Below are 20,668 nucleotides of genomic sequence, written 5' to 3'. Positions count from 1 at the left end.
TCAGTGTCACAGGACAAGAATCCGGGCAACCCCGTCCGCACTTTCCGCCAGCGGGGTGCGTACGTGACCGGTTGGGTGTTGGTCGGCGTCTTCCTGGTCGTGCTCGTCGCGCTCGCGGTCGCGTCCGGGCTCGAGGTGGGTGCCACCGCGTTCCTGTTGGCTGCGGCGGGGGTGGTCTGGTTGATTCTCGTCCGTCCCGCAGTGCGGTTGAGCGCCGACGGGGTCCGTCTGGAGAATCTCGTCCGTGACATCCGGATGACGTGGCCGGCGGTCGACATGACCGAGGCCCGCTGGAACCTCAAGGTGGTTTCACCGGAAGGCGACGCGTACTCCTCCTGGGCGGTCTCGGCGCAGCGTCCGAAGATGACCGGGGGTGTCACCCCGACGCCGGGTGGACAGTTGCTCCCGACCACCGGCACCGATGTGCCGATGGGACAGGAGCACCGGTCCGGGTCCGCCGGCGCGGTCGCCTCGGCCATCGACGAGGCCAAGGCCGACTACGAGCGAGCCGTCGCCAAGGGTGCGATCGCCGAACAGAAGCCCGAGATTCACCGCACCGTCTCGCCGGTGGCCGCAGCAGGCTGGGCCGCGTGCCTGCTGGCCGTCGTGATCGGCTTCCTCAGCCTGTAGTCGGCCGCTTCGGACGAGGGCGGGTCGAGCAGGTGCGAGCGCCGCGATCGAGGCCTTATGCGGTTCGGTGGAAGGCGAGAACCGTCCCGGTCAGGCGGTGGTGAGACCCTCCATCTCGGCCCGGACGGCCGCGAGTCGTTGCGCGGTCTCGGCAGCGTCGTCACCGATGGCTTCGAGGTAGATCTTGAGCTTCGGTTCGGTGCCTGACGGTCGTACGATGATGCGTGTGTCGTCGGCCAGGTAGTAGCGCAGGCCCTCGGTCGGGGGCAGCGCGTCCGACCCTTCCGCAAGATCCTCCCTGCGGGAAACCGACTGTCCGGCAACGTTTTCCGGCGGGTTGTCGCGCAGTCGCTGCATGATGCGTCCGATGATCGACAGGTCATCGACCCGCACCGAGAAGCTGTCGGTGAGGTGGGCGCCATGGGTGCGGGCGAGTTCGGCGAGGACGTCGGGGATCGAACGCCCCGTGGCCTTCAATTCCGCAGCCAATTCGGCGATCAACAGACCGGCACTGATGCCGTCCTTGTCCCGGACGCCTGCGGGATCGACGCAGTAGCCGAGCGCTTCCTCGTAGCCGTACCGCAGACCGGGGACGCGGCTGATCCACTTGAACCCGGTGAGTGTCTCCTCGTGGGCGATGCCCGCGGCGCGGGCGATTGCGCCGAGCAGACGAGAGCTGACGATCGAGTTGGCGAACACCGAGCCTTCGGCGACACCGCGTTGCACCAAGTGGTGACCCAGGAGCGCACCCACTTCGTCGCCGCGCAACATTCGCCAGGTGCCGGCGTCCTCGATCGCGACGGCGCACCGGTCGGCGTCGGGGTCGTTGGCGATGACGATGTCGGCACCCACCTTCCGCGCCTCGGCGAGCGCAAGATCGATCGCTCCCGGCTCCTCTGGATTGGGGAAGCTGACGGTCGGGAATTCCGGATCCGGCTCCGCCTGCTCGGCGACAGGCTGGACGTCGGTGAAGCCGGCGCGGTGCAGGGCGTCGATCATCGTGGCCGACCCGACGCCGTGCAATGCGGTGTGCACGATCCGCAGGTCGCGCGGGCCGCCCGCCTCGACGACCGACGTCACCGACGCCAGGTAGTCGTCGATGATCGAGTCGTCGACCGTCTCCCAGCCGCCGTCGGCCTGAGCGACATCGGCCGCGCGCGGGAAGCGGTCGATCGCAGCGGCGATCTCGGCGTCCGCGGGTGGAACGATCTGGCTGCCGTCGCCGAGGTAGACCTTGTAACCGTTGTCCTGCGGCGGGTTGTGGCTGGCGGTCACCATCACTGCGGCGTCGGCGCCCAGGTGGCGAATCGCGAACGCCAACAACGGCGTCGGCAACGGATGGCTGAGCACGAGCGCGCGTCCGCCGGCTGCCACGACGACGGCCGCGGTGTCGCGGGCGAAGACGTCTGAGTTGTGGCGGGCGTCGAATCCGATCACCACGGTCACGTCGGGGCGACCCTGCGATTCCTGCAGGTACGCGGTCAGGCCGGCAGCAGCACGCAGCACGACGACGCGGTTCATCCGGTTCGGTCCGCCACCGAGCGCGCCGCGCAGCCCGGCGGTGCCGAACTCGAGCAGACCGGAGAACCGGTCGGCAAGCTCGGCGTCCGCGCTCTCATCGCCGCTTTGGGCGCGCTCCAGCAGGCTGGTCAGGCCGGCAGCGGTCTCGGCGTCGGGGTCGTCGGCGATCCACTCGCGGACGTCGTCGTGCACCTGGGTCATGACGGAACCTCGCTCAGAGCTTGCGGACGATCTGCGACAACAGGTCGGCGCAGCGACTCGCTGCAGCCTTGCCGGCGTCGATGACTTCCTCGTGCGACAGCGGCACCTCACTGATGCCGGCGGCCGCATTGGTGACCAGGCTGATGCCGAGGACCTCCAGGCCGACGTGGCGCGCGGCGATGGCCTCGAGCGCGGTCGACATGCCGACCAGATCGGCGCCGAGCACCTTGGCCATCTGTACCTCGGCGGGCGTCTCGTAGTGCGGCCCACGGAACTGCGCGTACACACCCTCGGGCAGGTCCGGGTCGACCGTGCGGGCCAACTCCCGCAGGCGCGAGGAGTACAGGTCGGTGAGATCGACGAAGGTCGCGCCCTCGAGCGGCGAGTTCGCGGTGAGGTTCAGGTGATCGCTGATCAGCACCGGCGTGCCGGGAGTCCAGTCAGGGTTCAACCCGCCGCAGCCGTTGGTCAGCACGACGGTGTCGCACCCGGCGGCCTTGGCGGTGCGGACGCCGTGCACGACCGCGCGCACCCCGCGTCCCTCGTAGTAGTGCGTGCGGGTGCCGTAGACCAGCGCGTGCTTGTCGGTGCCCTCGATGCGGATCGATCGCATCGTGCCCTTGTGGCCGGCGACGGCGGCCTTGGCGAATCCGGGCACCTGCTCGTTGTCGATCGTGGCGACGGTTTCGCCGAGCCGGTCGGCGGTGTCACCCCAACCGGAACCGAGCACCAGCGCCACGTCGTGCTTGTCGACGCCGGACAGCTCCCGGATCCGCCGTGCCGCCTGATCGGCGAGCTCGAAGGGGTCGACGTCGGCGAAGTCGGCGGTCTGCGTCTTGATGTTCGTCACGGCCGCCACAGTACCCAGCCGGACCCCCGGAACACACGACCTACTGCGTGGTTGGATGGGCGGGTGACTGGTCGACAGAAGTCAGTGGTGGTCATCGGCGGCGGTCCCGGTGGCTACGAATCCGCGTTGGTGGCCGCGCAACTCGGCGCCGCCGTCACGATCGTCGAGAGGGACGGACTCGGTGGCGCTGCGGTGCTCACCGACTGCGTCCCGAGCAAGACGCTGATCGCGACCTCCGACTTCATGTCGCGCTTCAAGGCGGCCGGACGTCTGGGTGTGCACTTCGAGGGGCACGAGGAGGACCAGCACGCCGAGGCGCACATCACCGAGGTCAACAGCCGCGTGCTGAAGCTGGCCAAGGCACAGAGCTACGACATCCGTGCTCAGGTCGAGAGCGTCGGCTGCCGCGTCGTGCACGGTTCGGCCTCGATCGTCGACAGTTCCACCGTGCGCCTGGTGCGGCAGGACGCCGAACCCGAGGAGATCAAGGCAGACGTCATCCTGCTGGCGGTCGGCACCACACCGCGGGTGATGGAGTCGGCGATGCCCGACGGCGAACGCATCCTGACCTGGCAGCAGATCTACGACCTGAAGGAACTGCCGGAGCACATGATCGTCGTCGGTTCCGGTGTCACCGGTGCCGAACTCGCCCACGCCTACCTCGGCCTGGGTTCGAAGGTGACGCTGGTGTCCTCCCGCGATCGCGTGCTTCCGGGCGAGGACGCCGACGCCGCCACGGTCATCGAGAACGTCTTTCGTCGCCGTGGCATGCAGGTGCTCAACCGCTCGCGTGCCCAGTCCGCGGTGCGCGACGGCGACAAGGTGACGGTCACCCTCGAGGACGGCCGGACGGTCGAGGGTTCGCACGCGCTGTTGGCCGTCGGTTCGATTCCGCAGACCAGGGGCATCGGACTCGAGGAGGTCGGTGTCGACCTCACGCCGTCGGGTCACATCAGCGTCGACCGTGTCTCCCGCACTTCCGTGCCTGGTATCTATGCCGCCGGCGACTGCACCGGCGTGCTGCCGCTGGCGTCCGTGGCCGCGATGCAGGGACGAATTGCCATGGCGCACGCACTCGGCGACGCGGTCGCCCCGCTGAACCTGCGCGGTGTCTGCGCGAACATCTTCACCGACCCCGAGATCGCCACGGTCGGTTACTCCCAGGCGGACGTCGACGAGGGCCGGATCGAGGCCCGCGTGGTCACGCTGCCGCTGTCGACCAACCCGCGCGCGAAGATGCGCAACATCAAGGACGGCTTCGTGAAACTGATCGTCCGTCCCGGCTCGAACACGATCGTCGGTGGAGTGGTCGTGGCGCCCCAGGCGTCCGAGTTGATCTACCCGATCGGCCTGGCCGTACAGAACCGCCTGACTGTCGATCAGATGGCCCAGACCTTCTCGGTCTACCCGTCGATGACCGGTTCGATCGCCGAGGCCGCGCGCCGACTGCACCAGTCGGAGATCTGAGGCCGGTCCCGCGGGGAGGCACGAACAAGGCGAGAACCGACGAATGCCGCTGGTTGAGCCCTACGGATGACGAAGGAATCCGCAGGTGCCGAAACCAAGGTGCGACAACGCGAGAACCCAGCCACGTCGGGCTGGGTTCTCGTTGTTTCAACCAGCGGAGGTGGCTGGGTTCTCGTTGTTCCTACCGTGGTTGAGTCAGCTGAGAATCAGTGAGAGAAGGAGTGCTGGCCGAGGTTGCTGTAGTAGCGGACCAGGGGCTGACGGGTGGCCACGCGCTGCTGACGGTTGCGGGCGAAGAACTGCACCGTCCAGGTGCCCAGGACGGCGATCATCGCGACGAGCGCAATGGCGGTGATGATGGTGAAACCGGTGAAGAAGCCGGGGATCATGTTCATGATGACGACTGCCTTTCTACAGGTGTAGTGCTCGATCTGCATACAACACTACACCTGTAGTGAGCGAGGTCGAAGCGAACGGCGCGTGACCTCGGTCACGCGCGGTGCGGACTCGCCATGGCGGTCAATAGGTCGGGTTATCCAGCCCGAATTCTGCTGCAACGGAACGCAATTCATCCCGAACGTCCGGGTGTGCTGCCTTCTCGATGATCTCGGTCGCCTGCTGCTTCTCGTCATTACCGAGCAGGAACGCGATGCCCTGTTCGGTCACGATCGCACTCTGCTGGAAGCTCGTCGTCGTGTCCGCGAGGCGGGGGACGACGGTCGACATGTCCGCCTTGGGGTGCCAGGAGCGCAGCGCGATGAACGAGTGTCCGCCGGTGGAGTGCATCGCACCGACGATGAAGTCGGTCTGACCGCCGAACCCCGAATGGATACGTCCGTTGATGCGGGAGGCGTTGGCCTGGCCGAACAGATCGACCTGCAGCGCGGTGTTGATGCTGACCATCGCGCGCTGTCGTGCGATGAGCGCCGGGTCGTTCGTGCGCTCGGTGCGCTGCATGAGCACGCGACGGTTGCCGTTCAGCCAGTCGTACAAGCGCTGCGAACCGGCGACGAACGAGGTGATGATCGGCGTGGTGTGGTCCATGGCGCCGCGTTCCTCCAGATCGAGGACACCGTCGGAGAACATCTCCGTCCAGACGCGCAGGTCCTTACGGTCACGCAGTGCGGCCAGCGTCGCGTCCGGCACCATCGACAGGCGGCAGGGAACGTAGGACAGTGCCGGGTGGTGGCGCTGACCGGCTCCGACGAAGCAGGTCTCGGCGATGACGCCCTCGCGGGTCGGGATCCCCTCGGCGCCGTTGAGGATGTTCAGGATGTAGGTCGGCACCGCGTGGTCGAGGGCTTCGACGGCCGTCCACGGTGTGGCCAGGTTGCCGCTGACGACAACCCTCGGGCGTCCCTGGAGCATCGACAGCCGCGACCGCAGTTGCGTCGTCGTGACGGTCTTCATCGACGGTCCCGGCCGGGGTCGTCCGCCTCCGCGTCTTCGGTCCGGCCGGACGGTGCCTCGTGGTCGATCTGGTGCGGCATCAGGCCGGCGTCCTCCCACACCTTGTGCCGGTTGCGCCGGGCACGGGGAACGGCGACGAACAGCACCGCCGCGATGACAGCGGTGAACAACAGAAGTGGGATCACGTTGCCCCAGGACATCGGCTACCTCGTCTCGGTCTCGACCGGTCACCCTGACGGGTGTCGGCTCGTCGATTGTGACAGTCTCTTGCGGTGACCACGCCACGACCTGAAGGAACCGTCGCCCGCCAGACCCATCTGCTCGACGCAGCGATCGGAGTCGTCGGCAAATCAGGATTGCGTGGCCTGACTCACCGAGCACTCGACCGCGCCGCGGGCCTGCCCGAGGGCAGCTGCTCGGTGTACTACCGAACCCGGCTGGCGTTGCTCACCGCTCTCACCGACCACGTCGCCGGACGTCTGATGCACGACGTCCAGCAGCTCACCGATTCACTGCCGGTGGGCACGGACGACCCGACCTGCGCGATCGACGGCACGACGCAGTTGCTGCTCGGCTGGGTTCGCGACCCGGCTCTGTTGCTCACGATCAGCGAGCTCAGCCTGGAAGCCGTCCGCACCCCCTCGTTGCAGGATTCGATGCGTGCCTGGCGGCGCGGGCTGGTCGACCTGGTCGGTAGTGTCGTCGAACGTGAGCACAAGGGCGCATCGCACCAGCGCGCGCAGACCGTCGTCGCGGCCCTTGAAGGTGTTGCGATCGGTTCGCTGAGCCTGCCCGCGGACGAACGCGAGGCCTATCTCGCCAGCACCGTCTCGCTGTTGGTGAAGGCGATGTCCGACCTGGAGACTGACTGAGCGCAATAACGACCAGGCCCTTGACTACGGGCGTAGTCAAGAGACCTGGTCGTCATAGCGACCGGAGTCGCGCAGGTGGTTACTCGGCGTCCTTGATCTGCGCGATCACGGCGCCTGCACTGACGGTCTCGCCGATGTTGGCCTTGAGGCCCGAGACGACGCCGTCCTTGTGGGCGGTGATCGGCTGCTCCATCTTCATCGCTTCGAGCACGACGATCGTGTCGCCGCTGGAGACGGTGGCACCGTCCTCGACCGCGATCTTGACGATCGTGCCCTGCATCGGAGCGGTGACCGAGTCGCCGCTCGCGGCCTGACCGCCGCCGCTGGACCGGCCGCGCTTCGGGGCCTTCTTCGGGCCGCCTGCTGCGCCGCCGCCAGCGCCGAGCTGCAGGTCGCCGGGCAGCGACACCTCGATGCGCTTGCCACCGACCTCGACCATCAGCGACTGCCGCGGTGCGGCCTCGGGAGCCTCGCCGGCGGCGCCGCCGAAGGGCTCGATCTGATTGTCGAACTCGGTCTCGATCCAGCGGGTGTGGATCGTGAACTTCTCGTCCGGGTCGTTCGGTGCGAATGCCTGGTCGCAGACGACCGCGCGGTGGAACGGCGCGACCGTCGGCATGCCCTCGATGACGAGTTCGTCCAGCGCGCGGCGGGACCGCTCGAGCGCTTCCTGGCGGGTGCGGCCGGTGACGATCAGCTTGGCGATCATCGAGTCGAACGCGCCGGCGATAGTGTCGCCCTCGACCACGCCGGCGTCCCACCGCACGCCGGGGCCGCTCGGCACGACCATCTTGGTGATGGTGCCGGGGGCGGGGAAGAAGTTGCGGCCGGCGTCCTCGCCGTTGATGCGGAACTCCAAGGAGTGCGCGTGCGGCTCGGGGTCGTCGAAGTCGAGCGCCTCGCCGGCCGCGATCCGGAACTGCTGGCGGACCAGGTCGATTCCGGTGACCTCCTCGGAGACCGGGTGCTCCACCTGGAGGCGGGTGTTGACCTCGAGGAAGGAGATGTGGCCCTCCGGCCCGATCAGGAACTCGCAGGTGCCCGCGCCGACGTAACCGGCCTTGCGCAGGATCTCCTTGCTCGCGCGGACGAGTTCGGCGTGCTGCTCGTCGGTGACGAACGGAGCCGGTGCCTCTTCGACGAGCTTCTGGTTGCGGCGCTGCAGCGAGCAGTCGCGGGTGGAGACGACCACGACGTTGCCGTGCTGGTCGGCCAGGCACTGGGTCTCGACGTGGCGCGGGTGATCGAGGAAGCGCTCGACGAAGCACTCGCCGCGACCGAACGCGGTGACCGCTTCGCGGACCGCGCTGTCGAACAGTTCGGGGATCTCCTCGATGGTGCGGGCGACCTTCAACCCGCGTCCGCCACCGCCGTACGCCGCCTTGATCGCGACCGGCAGACCGTGTTCCTTGGCGAACTCGACGACCTCGTCCGGGCCCTCGACTGGATCTTTGGTGCCGGGCACCAGCGGAGCGTCGGCGGCCAGTGCGATGTGACGCGCCTTCACCTTGTCGCCGAGGCTGTCGATCGCCTCGGGGCCCGGACCGATCCAGATCAGGCCGGCGTCGATGACCTTCTGCGCGAAGTCGGCGTTCTCGGCCAGGAAGCCGTAGCCGGGGTGCACCGAGTCGGCACCCGACTGCTCGGCGATCTCGAGCAACTTCTCCTGCACGAGGTAGGAATCGGCCGGTGTCGAGCCGCCGAGGGCGTATGCCTCGTCGGCGACCTTGACGTGCAGCGAGTCACGGTCGGGCTCGGCGTAGACGGCGACCGATTCGATGCCGGCGTCCTTGCAGGCGCGGGCGATTCGGACGGCGATCTCGCCACGGTTGGCGATGAGAACCTTGCGCAGTTCGGGCATGGCCTGAGCCTATCCGGATGTGGGCGAGGCCACATTCGAGGGGCAAAACCGAATGGTAGGAAATATCGGGAGGCGATGCATCGCTGCACCGGGCATGACTGGTAACCCCACCATCCCCAACATTTCCCTGCGCGCCGGCGACACCTCGGTCGAGATGCCGCAGCTCGGTTTCGGCGTCTGGCAGGTCGAGGACGACGCCGCCGCCCCGGCCGTCGCCGAGGCCCTGCGCGTTGGCTACCGCAGCATCGACACCGCCCGCATCTACGGCAACGAGGCCGGCGTCGGCCGCGCGCTCGCCGACAGCGAACTGGCGCCGTCCGATGTCTTCCTGGCCACCAAGGTGTGGAACGACGACCAGGGCTTCGACAAGACCCTCGCGGCGTTCGACGCCTCGCAGGAACGCCTCGGCCGGCCGATCGACCTCTACCTCATCCACTGGCCGGTGCCGTCCAACGCAGCCTTTGTCGACACGTACAAGGCGATGATGCAGTTGCGCGACCAGGGCAAGGTGCGAGCGATCGGTGTCTGCAACTTCAACATCGAACACTTGCAGGAGCTGCACGACGCGGTCGGCGAGTATCCCGCGATCAACCAGGTCGAACTGCACCCGGACTTCCAGCAGAAGCAGTTGCGCGAGTTCCACGACAAGTTCGGCATCGTCACCGAGGCGTGGAGCCCGCTCGGTCAGGGCGGCGACATCCTCGCCGACGCCACGATCACCGATATCGCGTCGCAGTACGGCAAGACGCCCGCCCAGGTCATCCTGCGCTGGCACCTGCAGCTCGGCAATGTCGTGATCCCCAAGTCGGTGACGCCGGAACGCATCGCCGAGAACCTGGACGTCTTCGACTTCGAGCTCTCCAAGGCTGCGATGGATGCGATCGAAGCCCTCGATTCGGGCAAGCGTCTCGGCCCGGATCCGGCGGAGTTCAACGCCTGATCTCTGCTTCTTCTCACCGAGTGGCCGGGTTATGAACCGGTGGCCGGGGTATGACCCGGCCGCTGGTTCACAGCCCGGCCACTCGGCGGTTCGCCTAAGGTTCTGCTTCGTGGGAGAAGTGATTGCGGGCCGCTATGAGCTGATCGACATGATCGGCGAAGGCGGCATGGGGGGAGTGTGGCGCGCGTACGACCTACGCGACGGCACCGTGGTCGCAGCGAAGGTGCTACGCCAGTCCGACGCCGGTTCGCTACTGCGGTTCATGCGCGAGCAGGGTATGCGCATCCACCACCCCAATGTGGTGACGCCGCTCAGCTGGGCCGGTGTCGACGACCGCGTGCTCATCGCGATGCCGCTGGTCGAAGGTGGATCCGTCTCGGGGCTGGCCCACCGGCACGGCAAGCTGCCCGCACCGTATGCGGCCGAGTTGCTGCGTCAGTTGCTAGATGCGTTGACCGCCGTCCACGAGCAGGGCGTCGTGCACCGCGACATCAAGCCGGCCAACATGCTGCTGTCCGCGACCGGCACCGACAAGCCGCACCTGTGGCTCACCGATTTCGGCGTGGCCGTGTCCGTCGACGCGCCCCGTCTGACCAGCCACAGCATCGTCATGGGTACCCCCGGCTATCTCGCCCCCGAGCAGCTGCGCGGCTACGACCCTGACCCGAGGTCCGACTTGTACGCCGTCGGCATGATGGGCATCCAGTTGCTGACCGGGCACAAGCCGCGGGCACACGTCCGCACCGACGCGCTCGACCTGCCGCCGCGACCGGACGGTGTCCCGGATGCCTTGTGGGACACAGTGATTCGCCTTGCCGACCCGGACATCGACCGTCGTCCGGCCAGTGCGGCCGAAGCGCGCCGGGCCATCGAGCCGGTGGCGTGGGAGAAGCAGTCGGCGATCGACGTCCGCAGCGACCTGCCACCCATCGGAGAAGCAGCCGGTGATTTCCGACCGATCGACGGCAGCACCGCGCCCCTCGGCGGCGATCACACCGTCATGCGGCGTCCGACCGCGGCGATGCCGATGGCCGGCAATGTCGCAGCGCCCGCGCAGTCGACGAATCGTGCACACCGCGCGGTCGATCGTGCCGCACGAGCCAAGAATCTTCAGCGCGTTGCGGTCCTCGTCGGTGCGCCCCTGGTCGCCGCAGCGGCGCTGACCGCGATCTGGGTCCCCAAGGACAACGGGCCCACGGACGAGCCGGGCAAGGCCCGCCTCGGCGCCGAGTGCATCTGGTCGGACGTCGGCACGTCCGAACGCGACCAGAACGGCGTGCTGCGCACCTGCTCGGAGCAGGACGGTAAGTACGTCTGGACCGCTACGAGCTGAGGCTCAGGCCTGCCGCCGAGAACGCAGGGCCCACAACACTGCTATCGCTGCCGCCAACACGGCGAGCGCACTGAGCGCGACCTTCGCCCACGGGAACGGGGCCCCGGTCTGCACCCCCTGGCCGATGCTCATCTCGCCCTTGCCCGGCTGAGCAAGCTTTGCGCCGCCTTTGTTCACGAAGGTCGGCCCCTGCTGGACGTCGCCCACCACAGCGATGTTGAGGTCGGCTGGGATCGGGGGCACGGAGTCGGGCATCGGCTCATCGCTGGATGAGAAGGACGCCGGACGGGTCCACACCGTCACGTAGTACCAGCCCGGCGTGGTCGTCCACTGCAGGCTGGCCTGCGGCACCTCGTTGCCCGACTCCGACTTCGCAGACCGATTGGCCCACAGCACAGGTGCGGTGTAGGTGCCGATCGTCGCGCCCTTGGAACTGTTGGCCGACATCGAGAGGGAGTCGGAGTACTGGTAATCCTTCGGGTTCGCGTCCAGGGCGATCCGCTGGGGCGTCCAGATCCTCGTCGAGACCTCGACAGCGATCGGGGAGGCGAAGTTGGTGTCCTTGCCGGGCACGCGCAGGGTGGCGGCCAGGCGCTGTCCCCAGTCGAGGCGGACCTTGTAGAAGGCTTGCGTACCGACGCCGAGTTTGAGTGAATGCGTGCCGGCAACCAGGGTCGCGGCGTCGCCGAAACCCTTTCCGGGTGCGACCTCGCCCCGGACTGTCCCGTCCGGTGCCTTCAAAGTGGCTGTCTGGGCGACCGTCGCGGGTGACCCGACGCTGCCGGTGCCCTTGGGCTCGTCGGTGAGCAGGATCTCGGCCTTCGTCCTGCCGTTCGCGGGAATGCCGGTGTGCTCGATCGATATCGACAGCTTGGTCGATTCGCGGCAGGTGCCGCCCAGGTAATTGCCGCGGGACAGGTCCTCGTCGTCGTCCACCCCGACGTTCACGTTGATGAAGGTGAGCGCGGCGCCCTTGCTCAACGTGCCGGTGTCGGAGGTGCAATCGTCGCCCTTGGCGTCGAGGATCGACACCTTGGTCTTGTGCTCACCGGTTGCCTTGAGCGCCTTGCCCTCGCGTTCGTCGGTGAGCACGCTCGCCAGGAAGGTGCGCATCTGGTTGCGGTTGATCGTGAAGGTGCGCGGGGATCCGTCGTTGGGGAGTTCGGCCTGGTAGAGACCCGCCTTGAGTTCCGGGCCCCCGGTCTTGTCGGTCGCGAGAGTCACCTGCTTGCCGGACGTGCCGTACGCCTGCGGTTCGATCGCGGCATGCGCGGGTGCAGTGCCGGTTGCGACGAGGGCGGCACTGGTCAGAACGGCGGCAGCAGACTTCCGGAAACGCACGCGCACAGTATGACCCGCGGACGCCTGAGATCCGTTGACCGGCGCGTGGATCTCACACCAGATGACGTTCGACGAACAGGCGCAACTGCGCGACATTGCGGCACTCGTGCATGGTGATCACCCGTGCATAGACATCGGCCGCGGAGTCGCCGGTGCCCCAGGAGGAACTGCGTTCCGGGTTGAGCCACACCGTGGTTCGTGACTTCCGGCCGATCTCCCGCAGGGCGTCCACGCCGGGGTCGGCGTAGTTCGTGCGTCCGTCACCGAGAACGAGCACGGTGGTGCGATGGCCGATAGCATCACCGTGTTCGGCCAGGACGTCGGCGAACGCGGTGCCGTAGCTGCTGCTGCGTCCACGCGCCGTGAGAGCCGCCTGGGACAACGCCCACGAGGTGAGCGAGACGCCCGGGGGCGCGTCCTTCACGACGTGCGTGATGTCGGCCGCGCTGCTGACGAAACCGAGCATCTTCACGTGTCGGAACTGGTTCTGCATCGCCTGCATCAGCAGCATGGTGAACCCGCTGAAGCCGCCCACGGACCCCGACATGTCGGCGATCAGCACAATGTCCGGACGGTGCCGCTTGCGTTGCTCGTACACCGGGTCGAGCGGGACGCCGCCGGTCGCCATCGCAGTACGCAGGGTGCGCCGGACGTCGATGCCGCCCCGGTGGGCCCGGCGCCTCCTGCTGAGCTTGGCTTCGAGCTTGCGGGCCAGCGGATCGAGCTCGCGTTTCATGGCGTCGAGGTCCTTGCTGGACATCGCGAGAAAGTCGCGCTGGTCGGCCGGCCCGTCGACGCCGTACCGCGCGATCCGCTCCTTCGGACGCACCGCGGTATTCCGTCGACGCGCCTCCGACTCCACACGCCGCTTGAATCCGGCGACCCGAGAACGTAATTCATCGCGGTCGATGCGGTCGGTGAACCCGCCCGAACCTGACCCCTGCCCTTCGCCCTGTTCGTCCCCGTTGCCGCGCCCCAGTTCCTGGGCCGGCGCGATGAGCCTTTGCGGCGCGAGCGCGTCGACCGCCTGGGCCGATGACCAGCCCCGTGATTCGTCGTCGGGGGAGACCCGGCCGAGCAGTTCGAGTGTGGCCGCGGCGATCTCGTCCATCCGTCGCTCGTCAGCGTCGGCGAGTGCCCGGGTCAGCTCCTCGCGCAGGGCGTCGACGTCGGCGTCCGCGAGATCAGTGGCGCGGGCGCCGGGGGCGGACGGGAACCACAGGTCGAAGAGCTGATCGAAGACCGGGCGGCCGTCGGCCGAGCGCACCATCGTCGCGGCGAGCGCCTCCCGCAGTGTGCGGCGGTCGTCCAGACCGAGCACCTCGATCGCCTGTGCGGCGGTCGTCGTCTCGGTCGAACCCACCTGCAGACCATGCGTCCGCATCGCCTCGGCGAGGCCGACGAGGTTTCGCGGAAGGCTCACAATTTCAGTGCGGTTCGGGCGGATTCGATGTCGTCCTGGTGCTTGAGCAGCACCCCCAGCGTGGCCTCGACGAACTCTGCGTCCAATTCGTCGGCGCCGAGCGAGAGCAGGGTGCGAGCCCAGTCCACGGTCTCGGAGACGGATGGCGGCTTGCGCAGATTGCCCTCTCGCAGCGCGCGCACCACGCGCACCAGCGAGTCACGAGTGGCCTCGTTGATGCCGGGAGCATGCAGTTCCACGATCCGTTGTTCGAGCTCGGCGCTCGGGTAGTCGATGTGCAGGAACAGGCATCGTCGGCGCAGGGCCTCGGACAGTTCACGCGTCGCGTTGCTCGTCACGACGACCAGAGGGTGATGGCGGGCTGCGATCGTGCCGAGTTCCGGAATTGTCACCTGGAAGTCCGAGAGCAGCTCCAGCAGCAGGCCTTCCATCTCCTCGTCGGCCTTGTCGAGTTCGTCGACCAGCAGCACGACGGGGGCGTCGCTGCGCACGGCCTTGAGCAGCGGCCGCTCCAGCAGGAACTCCTCACCGAAGACGTCCGTGCGCACGTGCTCCCAATCGGCGTCCTTCTCGGCGGTGATGCGCAGCAACTGCTTGGCGTGGTTCCACTCATACAGCGCACGCGCTTCGTCGACGCCCTCGTAACACTGCAGCCGGACGAGGTCACGACCCGTCGCGGTGGCCATGGCCTTCGCGAGCGCGGTCTTGCCGACGCCCGCGGGCCCCTCGACGAGGATCGGACGGCCGAGCGCAGCGGCGAGATAGACGGTGGTCGCTATCGCGTCCGAGGCCAGGTAGCCGGTGCCGGCCAGACGCTCGCGGGAGTCGTCGACGCTGCTGAAGGTGTCACTCATGCCTCCCATCCTGCTGGGTATCGCGCCCTTGCGGTTGCACTGGTCCGGTCGGCGGCAGCCCTCGGGCAGGTGGGCAGGCGGCGAGGGACCGCTGTTACCTTGACGACACCGCGCAATCGTGACCCACACCACAAGTGAAAGGCCGCACCCGATGTTCGAGCTGTCCAAGGACCACGAGGATTTCCGGCGCCTCGTGCGTGACTTCGCCGAGGCCAAGATCGCGCCGCATGTCGCGCAGTGGGATCGCGAGCACCACTTTCCGTCGGAGCTGGTGCCGCAGATGGGCGAGCTGGGCCTGTTCGGGCTCGTGGTGCCGGAGGAGTTCGGCGGGGCCGGATTGGACGAGGGCGGCTTCACCTACCTCTGTCTGGCGATCGAGGAACTCGGCCGTGTCGACCAGTCGATGGGCATCACGCTGTCGGCGGGAGTCGGCCTGGGAATCAACCCCATCCTCACGTACGGCACGCAGGAACAGAAGCAGCAGTGGCTGCCCGACCTCGTCACCGGCAGGACGCTCGCCGGCTTCGGCCTGACCGAGCCCGAGGCAGGTTCGGACGCCGGCGCCACCAAGACGCGCGCCTCGTTGGCCGACGGTCAATGGACCGTCAACGGTGCGAAGGCCTTCATCACCAACTCCGGCACCGACCGCACCTCCGTCGTCACCGTCACCGCCAGGACCGGTGAGACCGCGGACGGCAAGGCTGAGATCAGCGCGATCATGATCCCCTCGGGCACAACGGGATTCACCGTCGGGCCGCCGTACGACAAGCTCGGCTGGCACATCTCCGACACCCACGGGCTCACGTTCGAGAACTGCGTGGTGCCGGAAGACAACCTGCTCGGCGAACGCGGTCACGGGTTCAAGCAGTTCCTGAAGACCTTGGACGATGGACGCATCGCCATCTCGGCGCTCGCTGTCGGCCTGGCCCAGGCGTGTCTGGAAGCGGTCACCGAATACTCCAAGACCCGCATCGCGTTCGGCCGTCCGATCGGCGTCAACCAGGGCGTCTCGTTCCAGGTTGCCGATCTCGCCGTGATGGTCGAGGCGTCGCGCCTGCTGACCTACAAGGCCGCCTGGCTGAAGGACGAGATGGAGGCCGGACGTCGCAGCCTCGGTGAGGTCAAGCAGGCCGCGTCCATCGCCAAGCTCTACTCGTCCGAGGCCGCCGTGACGGCGACCCGCATCGCGACGCAGATCTTCGGTGGCAACGGCTTCATGGAGGAGTACCCGGTGGCGCGGTTCTACCGCGACGCGAAGATCCTGGAGATCGGTGAGGGCACCTCCGAGGTGCAGCGCATGCTGATCGCCCGTGGTCTGGGACTGCCGTCGTGACCCACCCCAAGGACGCACGGGTCGAGGATGTCCGCGGTCGGCTGAAGGCGGCGTACGAAGCGTCCGACGCGCCCTCGGAAGCAGCCCGGGCCAAGCTCGACTCGCAGAACAAACTCTATGTGCGAGAACGCATCTCGCTGCTCTTCGACGAAGGATCGTTCGTCGAGGACGGGCGGTATGCGAACGCGACGGCGACCGGTCTTCCCGCCGATGGTGTGGTGACCGGCCGCGGCACGGTGGACGGGCGTCCGGCGATCGTCATCGCCAACGACCCCACCGTGAAGGCCGGGTCGTGGGGCTCGCGCACCGTGGAAAAGATCGTCCGGGCCACCGAGATGGCGCTGCGCGAGGATCTCCCGGTCTTCTGGCTCGTCGACTCCGCCGGTGCACGCATCACCGACCAGGTCGAGATGTTCCCCGGGCGCCGCGGGGCCGGACGCATCTTCCACAACCAGGTCGCGTTGTCGGGAAAGGTGCCGCAGATCTGCTGCCTGTTCGGCCCGTCGGCCGCCGGTGGCGCATACATCCCGTCCTTCACCGACCTGATCATCATGGTCGAGGGCAACGCCTCGATGTACCTCGGTTCGCCGCGTATGGCCGAAATGGTTGTGGGTGAGAAGGTTTCACTCGAACACCTGGGCGGCGCACGGATGCACTGCACACAGTCCGGCGTCGGTGACCTGCTCGCGCAGGACGACACCGAGGCCATCGAACTGGCGAAGTTGTTCTTCTCCTACCTCCCGCTGAACTGGCACTCCGAGGGGCCGGTGTACCACCCGGAGGAGCCGAGCGAACCGCTCACCGACGACACTGTGCCGGAGGTCGAGAGCCAGCCGTTCGATGTCCACGAGGTGATCGACGGCCTGGTCGACGACGACAGTTTCTTCGAGGTCAAGCCGCTGTTCGCCCCCGAGCTCGTCGTCGGGTTCGGTCGGATGGAGGGCCGCACGGTCGGCATCCTCGCCAACAATTCGGCGGTCAAAGGCGGCGTGCTGTTCACCGACTCCGCCGACAAGGCCGCGCGATTCATCTGGATGTGCGACGCCTACAACATCCCGATCCTGTACCTGGCCGATGTGCCCGGCTTCATGATCGGATCCGAGGTCGAGCGGGGTGGCATCATCCGGCACGGCGCGAAGATGGTGTCCGCAGTGTCGTCGGCGACCGTCCCGCAGTTCTGTGTTGTGATCCGAAAGGCTTACGGTGCAGGGCTGTACGCGATGGGTGGCCCGGGCTTCGGTCCTGACGCCACGCTCGCACTTCCCACCGCGCGCATCGCCGTGATGGGTCCGGAGGCCGCGGTCAACGCCGTCTACGCCAACAAGATCGCTGCGATCGAGGACGAGGCCGAGCGCGAGGCGTTCGTGCGAGCCCGCCGCGAGGAGTACCTCAAGGACGTCGACCTCGAACGTCTGGCCGCGGATCTGGTGATCGACGGCGTCGTCGAGGCGTCCTCGCTGCGCACCGAACTGCTGCACCGGTTGCGGTACGCGGCCGGCCGCGACCGACACTTCAGCACCCGGCGCCGTTCGATCCCACCGGTCTGACCGGCGAAGCACGAAAGCCCCCGCTCGATCGAGCGGGGGCGTCGTACGTATGCGTCAGTTCTGCCCCGGGGGCACGACGACCGTCGTGGTGACCGTCACGGTGCTGGCCGGCGGGGGTGGTGGCGGCGCCGGTGCGGTGACGGTCTGCGTCGTGGTCACCGTGCTCACCTGAGGCGCAGCGGTCGCCGTCGTGGTGACGGTCGTAGCGGCGGCACTGCTGGTCACGGTGCGCACGGAACCTGGCCGCGTCACGGTGCGGGCCGGCACGGTACGGGTGACGGTGCCACCCGGCTGCACGACCGTCGTGGTCACAGTCGTTGCATTCGGCGCGGCACCCGGCCGGGTGGTCGACGGGGCGCTCGTGGAGGTCGGGGCTGATGGTCCGGAGGGGCTCACCGTCACCGTCTGCGCCGGCTGGGTCACGGTGGTGGACGCTTCCCCGTCCCCGGACGCGCTCGCGCGCCCGGCCCACCAGGTGAATCCTGCGAGCAGCAGAGCCAGCACGCCGGCAGCGGCGGCGAGTGCCGGACTGATGCCACCGCCGGCGGAATAGCGTCCGCCGCCCTGCGCGTCGTCGTCCTCGGCGTAGTACTGCTCGCCCGCGTACTCCTGGTCATCACCGGAATCGGAGTCGAAGAAGTCCATGATGCCGGGCCGGTCGTCGTCGACCGGCCCGGTCTTGTCGGGGTCGTGCAGATCAGGCATCGAGGAATCCAAACCATTTCTGGGGTGAGAGCGGTGCAGCGCGCTCCTGGTGCGACTCGTTGGACACGCTACGCGACCCGATCGCCCAGCGCAGGCCAGTGGCGTCCCCGGGATAGGTTGCCAGCATGTCCTTCTCCGACCGGGTCGACGCGATCCAACGCCGCTATCCGGTGTTGGGCTACCCGATCGCGGTCGGTTACAAGTTCTTCGACGATCTCGGCGCCTACCTGGCGGCTTTGCTGACCTACTACGCATTCATCTCCCTGTTCCCCGTGCTGTTGCTCGCCTCGACCGTGCTCAGTTGGATCCTGCGTGGCCGACCGGAGTGGCAGGACACGCTGCTCAACTCGGCATTGGGGGAGTTCCCGGTGATCGGTGACCAACTCAAGGCACCGGCAGCCCTGGACGGCGGAACGGGAGCCGTGGTCATCGGTGTGCTCGGTGCGCTGTATGGAGCACTGGGCGCCGCACAAGCTCTGCAGTACGCGGCGAACGTCGTCTGGCAGGTGCCGCGCAACAGCCGTCCCAACCCGTTTGCGGCGCGCGGCCGCTCGTTCATCCTGCTGGTCACGGCCGGCTTCGGATTACTGCTGACCACCGCAGCCTCGATCTTCGTGACGCGGTACATCTCGGGCACACCGGCGACGCTCGCAATCCACCTGCTCAGCGTGCTGATGTCGACCGCAGTGTTCCTCGCCGCCTACCAAATGGCCACCGCCGCTTCGTTGCGTCTGGCTGACCTCTGGGTGGGTGCGGTGGTCACGGCGATCGGGTGGGAGGCGCTGAAGACCTACGGAGCCACCTACGTCAACACCGTCATCAAGCAGGCGTCTGCCATCAACAGCATTTTCGCGTTCCTGCTAGGCATGATCGCGTTCATCTATGCGGCTGCCGCACTGATCGTGTTGTCCCTGGAGATCGACGTGGTGCGTCGTAAGCATCTGTACCCGCGGGCGCTGCTCACTCCGTTCACCGATGACGTCGAGCTCACCGAGGGCGACCAGAAGGCCTACGTCGGCCAGGCCAAATCGATGCGCGCCAAGGGTTTCGAGGAGATCGACGTCAGTTTCGAGGTCAAACGCGCGCAGCGCCGACGAGCCGACCAGGAAGAGCAACTGCGCGAGGGCGAGACCCAGGAGATGCCGTCCCGGGTGTTCCGCCAGCGGGACGATCGGAACTTGGACGGGTGACTAGCTTCACTTTGTGACCGAGGGTCCATAGCTTCGGTGTCGTCCACGTTCCGGCGGGCGGCGCGACGAAGCCGTGGACCGCGTGAGGTTCTCCCGCGAAGGGTGGAACCTCACACAGATTCTGTTGGTGCAGGGCGCAGTTCGTGCCAGGAGATGCCGATCTCCTGCAGCAGTTCGCGTAGAGCGGGCAGGCTGACTCCGACGACGTTGTGGTAATCGCCCTCGATGCTGGTGACGAACGGACCGCCGAGTCCGTCGACGGTGAATGCGCCTGCCACGTACAGAGGTTCGCCGGTGGCGACGTACGCCTCGATCTCCTCGTCGTCGATGTCGGCGAAGTGCACGACAGTGCTCGCGGTGACACCGAAGGTGGCACCCGTGCCGTCGTCCCGGTTGTCGATCAGCCAGTGGCCCGAGTGCAGGATGCCCGACTTGCCGCGCATCCGCTGCCAGCGGGCGATCGCATCGCTCGAGTCGGACGGCTTACCGTGGGCCGCCCCCTCGAACTCCAGGACGCTGTCGCAGCCGAGCACGAGCGCGTCGTCCGCTTCGTCCCGACCGGCAACGTCCTCGCATTTGGCACGCGCGAGGATCAACGCGACACCGGCGGGTTCGAGTGCGCCGTACCGCTTCTCGGCCTCGGCGGTCGCCGCCGGCTCGTCGACGTCGGAGACGAGGACTTCCGGTTGGACGCCGGCCGAGCGCAAGGTTGCCAGGCGGGCAGGGGAGGCAGAAGCAAGGACGAATCGCACCCGCTCACCGTACTGTCCGGGCCTTGATCGTGAGCACCGCCGGTTGAGCCGAACGCCCGGGGCACGAGGCGTACGTAGCGCCGCTGGTTGAGCCGAACGCCCGGAGGGACGAGGGCGCACGCATCGCCGCTGGTTGAGCCGAACGCCCTGACGAAGGAAGGCGTACGCGTCGAAACCACGGCACCATCCACGGCCACCCGACCACGCATTCTCCACAACAGGGCGCCGCTGGTTGAGCCGAACGCCCGAGGGACGAGGGCGTACGCGCCGAAACCAAGGCATCAATCCACGGCCACCCGACCACCCGTTCTCCACAACCCGCGAGTAACCAATTCGGTTGTCCACAAACGACATTCGTCCGTTCACACCATTCCAACTCTATTCGAACAGGTGTACGATGTAGGCATGTCGAACACCACGACGAAACCCCTCGGACGC

At 67.5% G+C, this 20,668-nt stretch carries 19 protein-coding genes; 8 read left to right on the top strand and 11 right to left on the bottom strand.

Annotated elements, in window-relative coordinates; genetic code table 11:
- Positions 1-3: 3 nt before the first annotated feature.
- Positions 4-630, top strand: a complete 627-nt coding sequence (locus EU513_RS10630) for a PH domain-containing protein (RefSeq protein WP_168990238.1) — start codon at positions 4-6, stop codon at positions 628-630.
- A 90-nt stretch (positions 631-720) separates the two neighbouring features.
- Here the strand turns inward: EU513_RS10630 and EU513_RS10625 are convergent, their stop codons facing one another.
- Positions 721-2,352, bottom strand: coding sequence for a phospho-sugar mutase (locus EU513_RS10625; protein WP_129625875.1), 1,632 nt, complete (start codon positions 2,350-2,352; stop codon positions 721-723).
- A 13-nt stretch (positions 2,353-2,365) separates the two neighbouring features.
- Positions 2,366-3,202 (bottom strand): purine-nucleoside phosphorylase, encoded by an 837-nt coding sequence (locus EU513_RS16150; RefSeq protein ID WP_240796023.1) that lies wholly within the window; start codon positions 3,200-3,202, stop codon positions 2,366-2,368.
- Between the two features lie 63 nt (positions 3,203-3,265).
- Here EU513_RS16150 and EU513_RS16145 point away from each other — a divergent pair, with 63 nt between their 5' ends.
- Positions 3,266-4,669 carry an NAD(P)H-quinone dehydrogenase gene (locus EU513_RS16145; protein ID WP_205744749.1) on the top strand — a complete coding sequence of 468 codons (1,404 nt, stop codon included), beginning with the start codon at positions 3,266-3,268 and terminating at the stop codon, positions 4,667-4,669.
- 206 nt (positions 4,670-4,875) lie between these two features.
- On the opposite strand, the gene EU513_RS10615 is transcribed toward EU513_RS16145, so the two are convergent.
- The 3 genes from EU513_RS10615 to EU513_RS10605 form a co-directional block, all read right to left on the bottom strand.
- Positions 4,876-5,106 carry a hypothetical protein gene (locus EU513_RS10615; RefSeq protein WP_129625873.1) on the bottom strand — a complete coding sequence of 77 codons (231 nt, stop codon included), beginning with the start codon at positions 5,104-5,106 and terminating at the stop codon, positions 4,876-4,878.
- A gap of 82 nt (positions 5,107-5,188) precedes the next feature.
- Positions 5,189-6,079, bottom strand: a complete 891-nt coding sequence (locus tag EU513_RS10610; protein WP_129625872.1) for an acetyl-CoA hydrolase/transferase C-terminal domain-containing protein — start codon at positions 6,077-6,079, stop codon at positions 5,189-5,191.
- Positions 6,076-6,279 (bottom strand): hypothetical protein, encoded by a 204-nt coding sequence (locus EU513_RS10605; RefSeq protein WP_129625871.1) that lies wholly within the window; start codon positions 6,277-6,279, stop codon positions 6,076-6,078. Before EU513_RS10605 ends, EU513_RS10610 begins: the two co-directional genes overlap by 4 nt.
- Positions 6,280-6,351: 72 nt before the next feature.
- Between EU513_RS10605 and EU513_RS15915 the strand changes: the two genes are divergently transcribed.
- Positions 6,352-6,951: a TetR/AcrR family transcriptional regulator gene (locus EU513_RS15915; protein ID WP_168990237.1), complete on the top strand. Its 600-nt coding sequence runs from the start codon at positions 6,352-6,354 to the stop codon at positions 6,949-6,951.
- 79 nt (positions 6,952-7,030) lie between these two features.
- Here EU513_RS15915 and EU513_RS10595 read toward each other — a convergent pair whose 3' ends face one another.
- A complete protein-coding gene (locus EU513_RS10595; RefSeq protein ID WP_129625870.1) occupies positions 7,031-8,812 on the bottom strand; it encodes a biotin carboxylase N-terminal domain-containing protein in 1,782 nt (593 codons plus the stop codon).
- A gap of 94 nt (positions 8,813-8,906) precedes the next feature.
- Between EU513_RS10595 and EU513_RS10590 the strand changes: the two genes are divergently transcribed.
- Together EU513_RS10590 and EU513_RS10585 are read left to right on the top strand one after the other, a co-directional pair.
- A complete protein-coding gene (locus EU513_RS10590) occupies positions 8,907-9,752 on the top strand; it encodes an aldo/keto reductase (protein ID WP_129625869.1) in 846 nt (281 codons plus the stop codon).
- 109 nt (positions 9,753-9,861) lie between these two features.
- On the top strand, positions 9,862-11,085 hold the full coding sequence (locus tag EU513_RS10585; RefSeq protein WP_129625868.1) for a serine/threonine-protein kinase: 1,224 nt from the start codon (positions 9,862-9,864) through the stop codon (positions 11,083-11,085).
- 3 nt (positions 11,086-11,088) lie between these two features.
- On the opposite strand, the gene EU513_RS10580 is transcribed toward EU513_RS10585, so the two are convergent.
- Genes EU513_RS10580 through EU513_RS10570 form a run of 3 tightly spaced genes read right to left on the bottom strand, consistent with a single transcriptional unit; the run spans position 11,089 to position 14,703 of the window.
- The gene (locus EU513_RS10580) at positions 11,089-12,426 is read right to left on the bottom strand and encodes a hypothetical protein (protein ID WP_129625867.1); all 1,338 of its coding nucleotides are present in this window, start codon (positions 12,424-12,426) and stop codon (positions 11,089-11,091) included.
- Positions 12,427-12,478: 52 nt separating this feature from the next.
- Positions 12,479-13,849, bottom strand: coding sequence for a VWA domain-containing protein (locus EU513_RS10575; protein WP_240796022.1), 1,371 nt, complete (start codon positions 13,847-13,849; stop codon positions 12,479-12,481).
- On the bottom strand, positions 13,846-14,703 hold the full coding sequence (locus EU513_RS10570) for a MoxR family ATPase (protein WP_129625866.1): 858 nt from the start codon (positions 14,701-14,703) through the stop codon (positions 13,846-13,848). The genes EU513_RS10575 and EU513_RS10570 overlap by 4 nt, the downstream gene beginning before the upstream one ends.
- A gap of 151 nt (positions 14,704-14,854) precedes the next feature.
- Between EU513_RS10570 and EU513_RS10565 the strand changes: the two genes are divergently transcribed.
- A complete protein-coding gene (locus EU513_RS10565) occupies positions 14,855-16,036 on the top strand; it encodes an acyl-CoA dehydrogenase family protein (protein ID WP_129625865.1) in 1,182 nt (393 codons plus the stop codon).
- Positions 16,033-17,583 (top strand): acyl-CoA carboxylase subunit beta, encoded by a 1,551-nt coding sequence (locus EU513_RS10560; protein ID WP_129625864.1) that lies wholly within the window; start codon positions 16,033-16,035, stop codon positions 17,581-17,583. Before EU513_RS10565 ends, EU513_RS10560 begins: the two co-directional genes overlap by 4 nt.
- Positions 17,584-17,637: 54 nt before the next feature.
- Here EU513_RS10560 and EU513_RS10555 read toward each other — a convergent pair whose 3' ends face one another.
- Positions 17,638-18,288 (bottom strand): hypothetical protein, encoded by a 651-nt coding sequence (locus EU513_RS10555; protein ID WP_129625863.1) that lies wholly within the window; start codon positions 18,286-18,288, stop codon positions 17,638-17,640.
- 125 nt (positions 18,289-18,413) lie between these two features.
- Here EU513_RS10555 and EU513_RS10550 point away from each other — a divergent pair, with 125 nt between their 5' ends.
- Entirely contained in the window at positions 18,414-19,478 is a 1,065-nt protein-coding gene (locus tag EU513_RS10550; protein WP_129625862.1) for a YihY/virulence factor BrkB family protein, read from the top strand.
- 110 nt (positions 19,479-19,588) lie between these two features.
- On the opposite strand, the gene EU513_RS10545 is transcribed toward EU513_RS10550, so the two are convergent.
- On the bottom strand, positions 19,589-20,230 hold the full coding sequence (locus tag EU513_RS10545) for a Maf family nucleotide pyrophosphatase (RefSeq protein ID WP_240796021.1): 642 nt from the start codon (positions 20,228-20,230) through the stop codon (positions 19,589-19,591).
- Positions 20,231-20,668 lie beyond the last annotated feature (438 nt).

Source organism: Yimella sp. RIT 621, from assembly GCF_004146205.1.
GTDB classification, from domain to species: Bacteria; Actinomycetota; Actinomycetes; order Actinomycetales; family Dermatophilaceae; genus Yimella; species Yimella lutea.
Note: the sequence above shows the minus strand (reverse complement) of the source record. Positions and strands in the feature narration are given on the sequence as shown.

What these genes read in the sequence shown, in the direction of transcription:
- EU513_RS10625 (WP_129625875.1), bottom strand. Translation starts at nt 2,352, where the DNA reads ATGACCCAGGTGCACGACGACGTCCGCGAGTGGATCGCCGACGACCCC.
- EU513_RS10615 (WP_129625873.1), bottom strand. Translation starts at nt 5,106, where the DNA reads ATGCAGATCGAGCACTACACCTGTAGAAAGGCAGTCGTCATCATGAAC.
- EU513_RS10610 (WP_129625872.1), bottom strand. Translation starts at nt 6,079, where the DNA reads ATGAAGACCGTCACGACGACGCAACTGCGGTCGCGGCTGTCGATGCTC.
- EU513_RS10605 (WP_129625871.1), bottom strand. Translation starts at nt 6,279, where the DNA reads ATGTCCTGGGGCAACGTGATCCCACTTCTGTTGTTCACCGCTGTCATC.
- EU513_RS10595 (WP_129625870.1), bottom strand. Translation starts at nt 8,812, where the DNA reads ATGCCCGAACTGCGCAAGGTTCTCATCGCCAACCGTGGCGAGATCGCC.
- EU513_RS10590 (WP_129625869.1), top strand. Translation starts at nt 8,907, where the DNA reads ATGACTGGTAACCCCACCATCCCCAACATTTCCCTGCGCGCCGGCGAC.
- EU513_RS10570 (WP_129625866.1), bottom strand. Translation starts at nt 14,703, where the DNA reads ATGAGTGACACCTTCAGCAGCGTCGACGACTCCCGCGAGCGTCTGGCC.
- EU513_RS10565 (WP_129625865.1), top strand. Translation starts at nt 14,855, where the DNA reads ATGTTCGAGCTGTCCAAGGACCACGAGGATTTCCGGCGCCTCGTGCGT.
- EU513_RS10555 (WP_129625863.1), bottom strand. Translation starts at nt 18,288, where the DNA reads ATGCCTGATCTGCACGACCCCGACAAGACCGGGCCGGTCGACGACGAC.
- EU513_RS10550 (WP_129625862.1), top strand. Translation starts at nt 18,414, where the DNA reads ATGTCCTTCTCCGACCGGGTCGACGCGATCCAACGCCGCTATCCGGTG.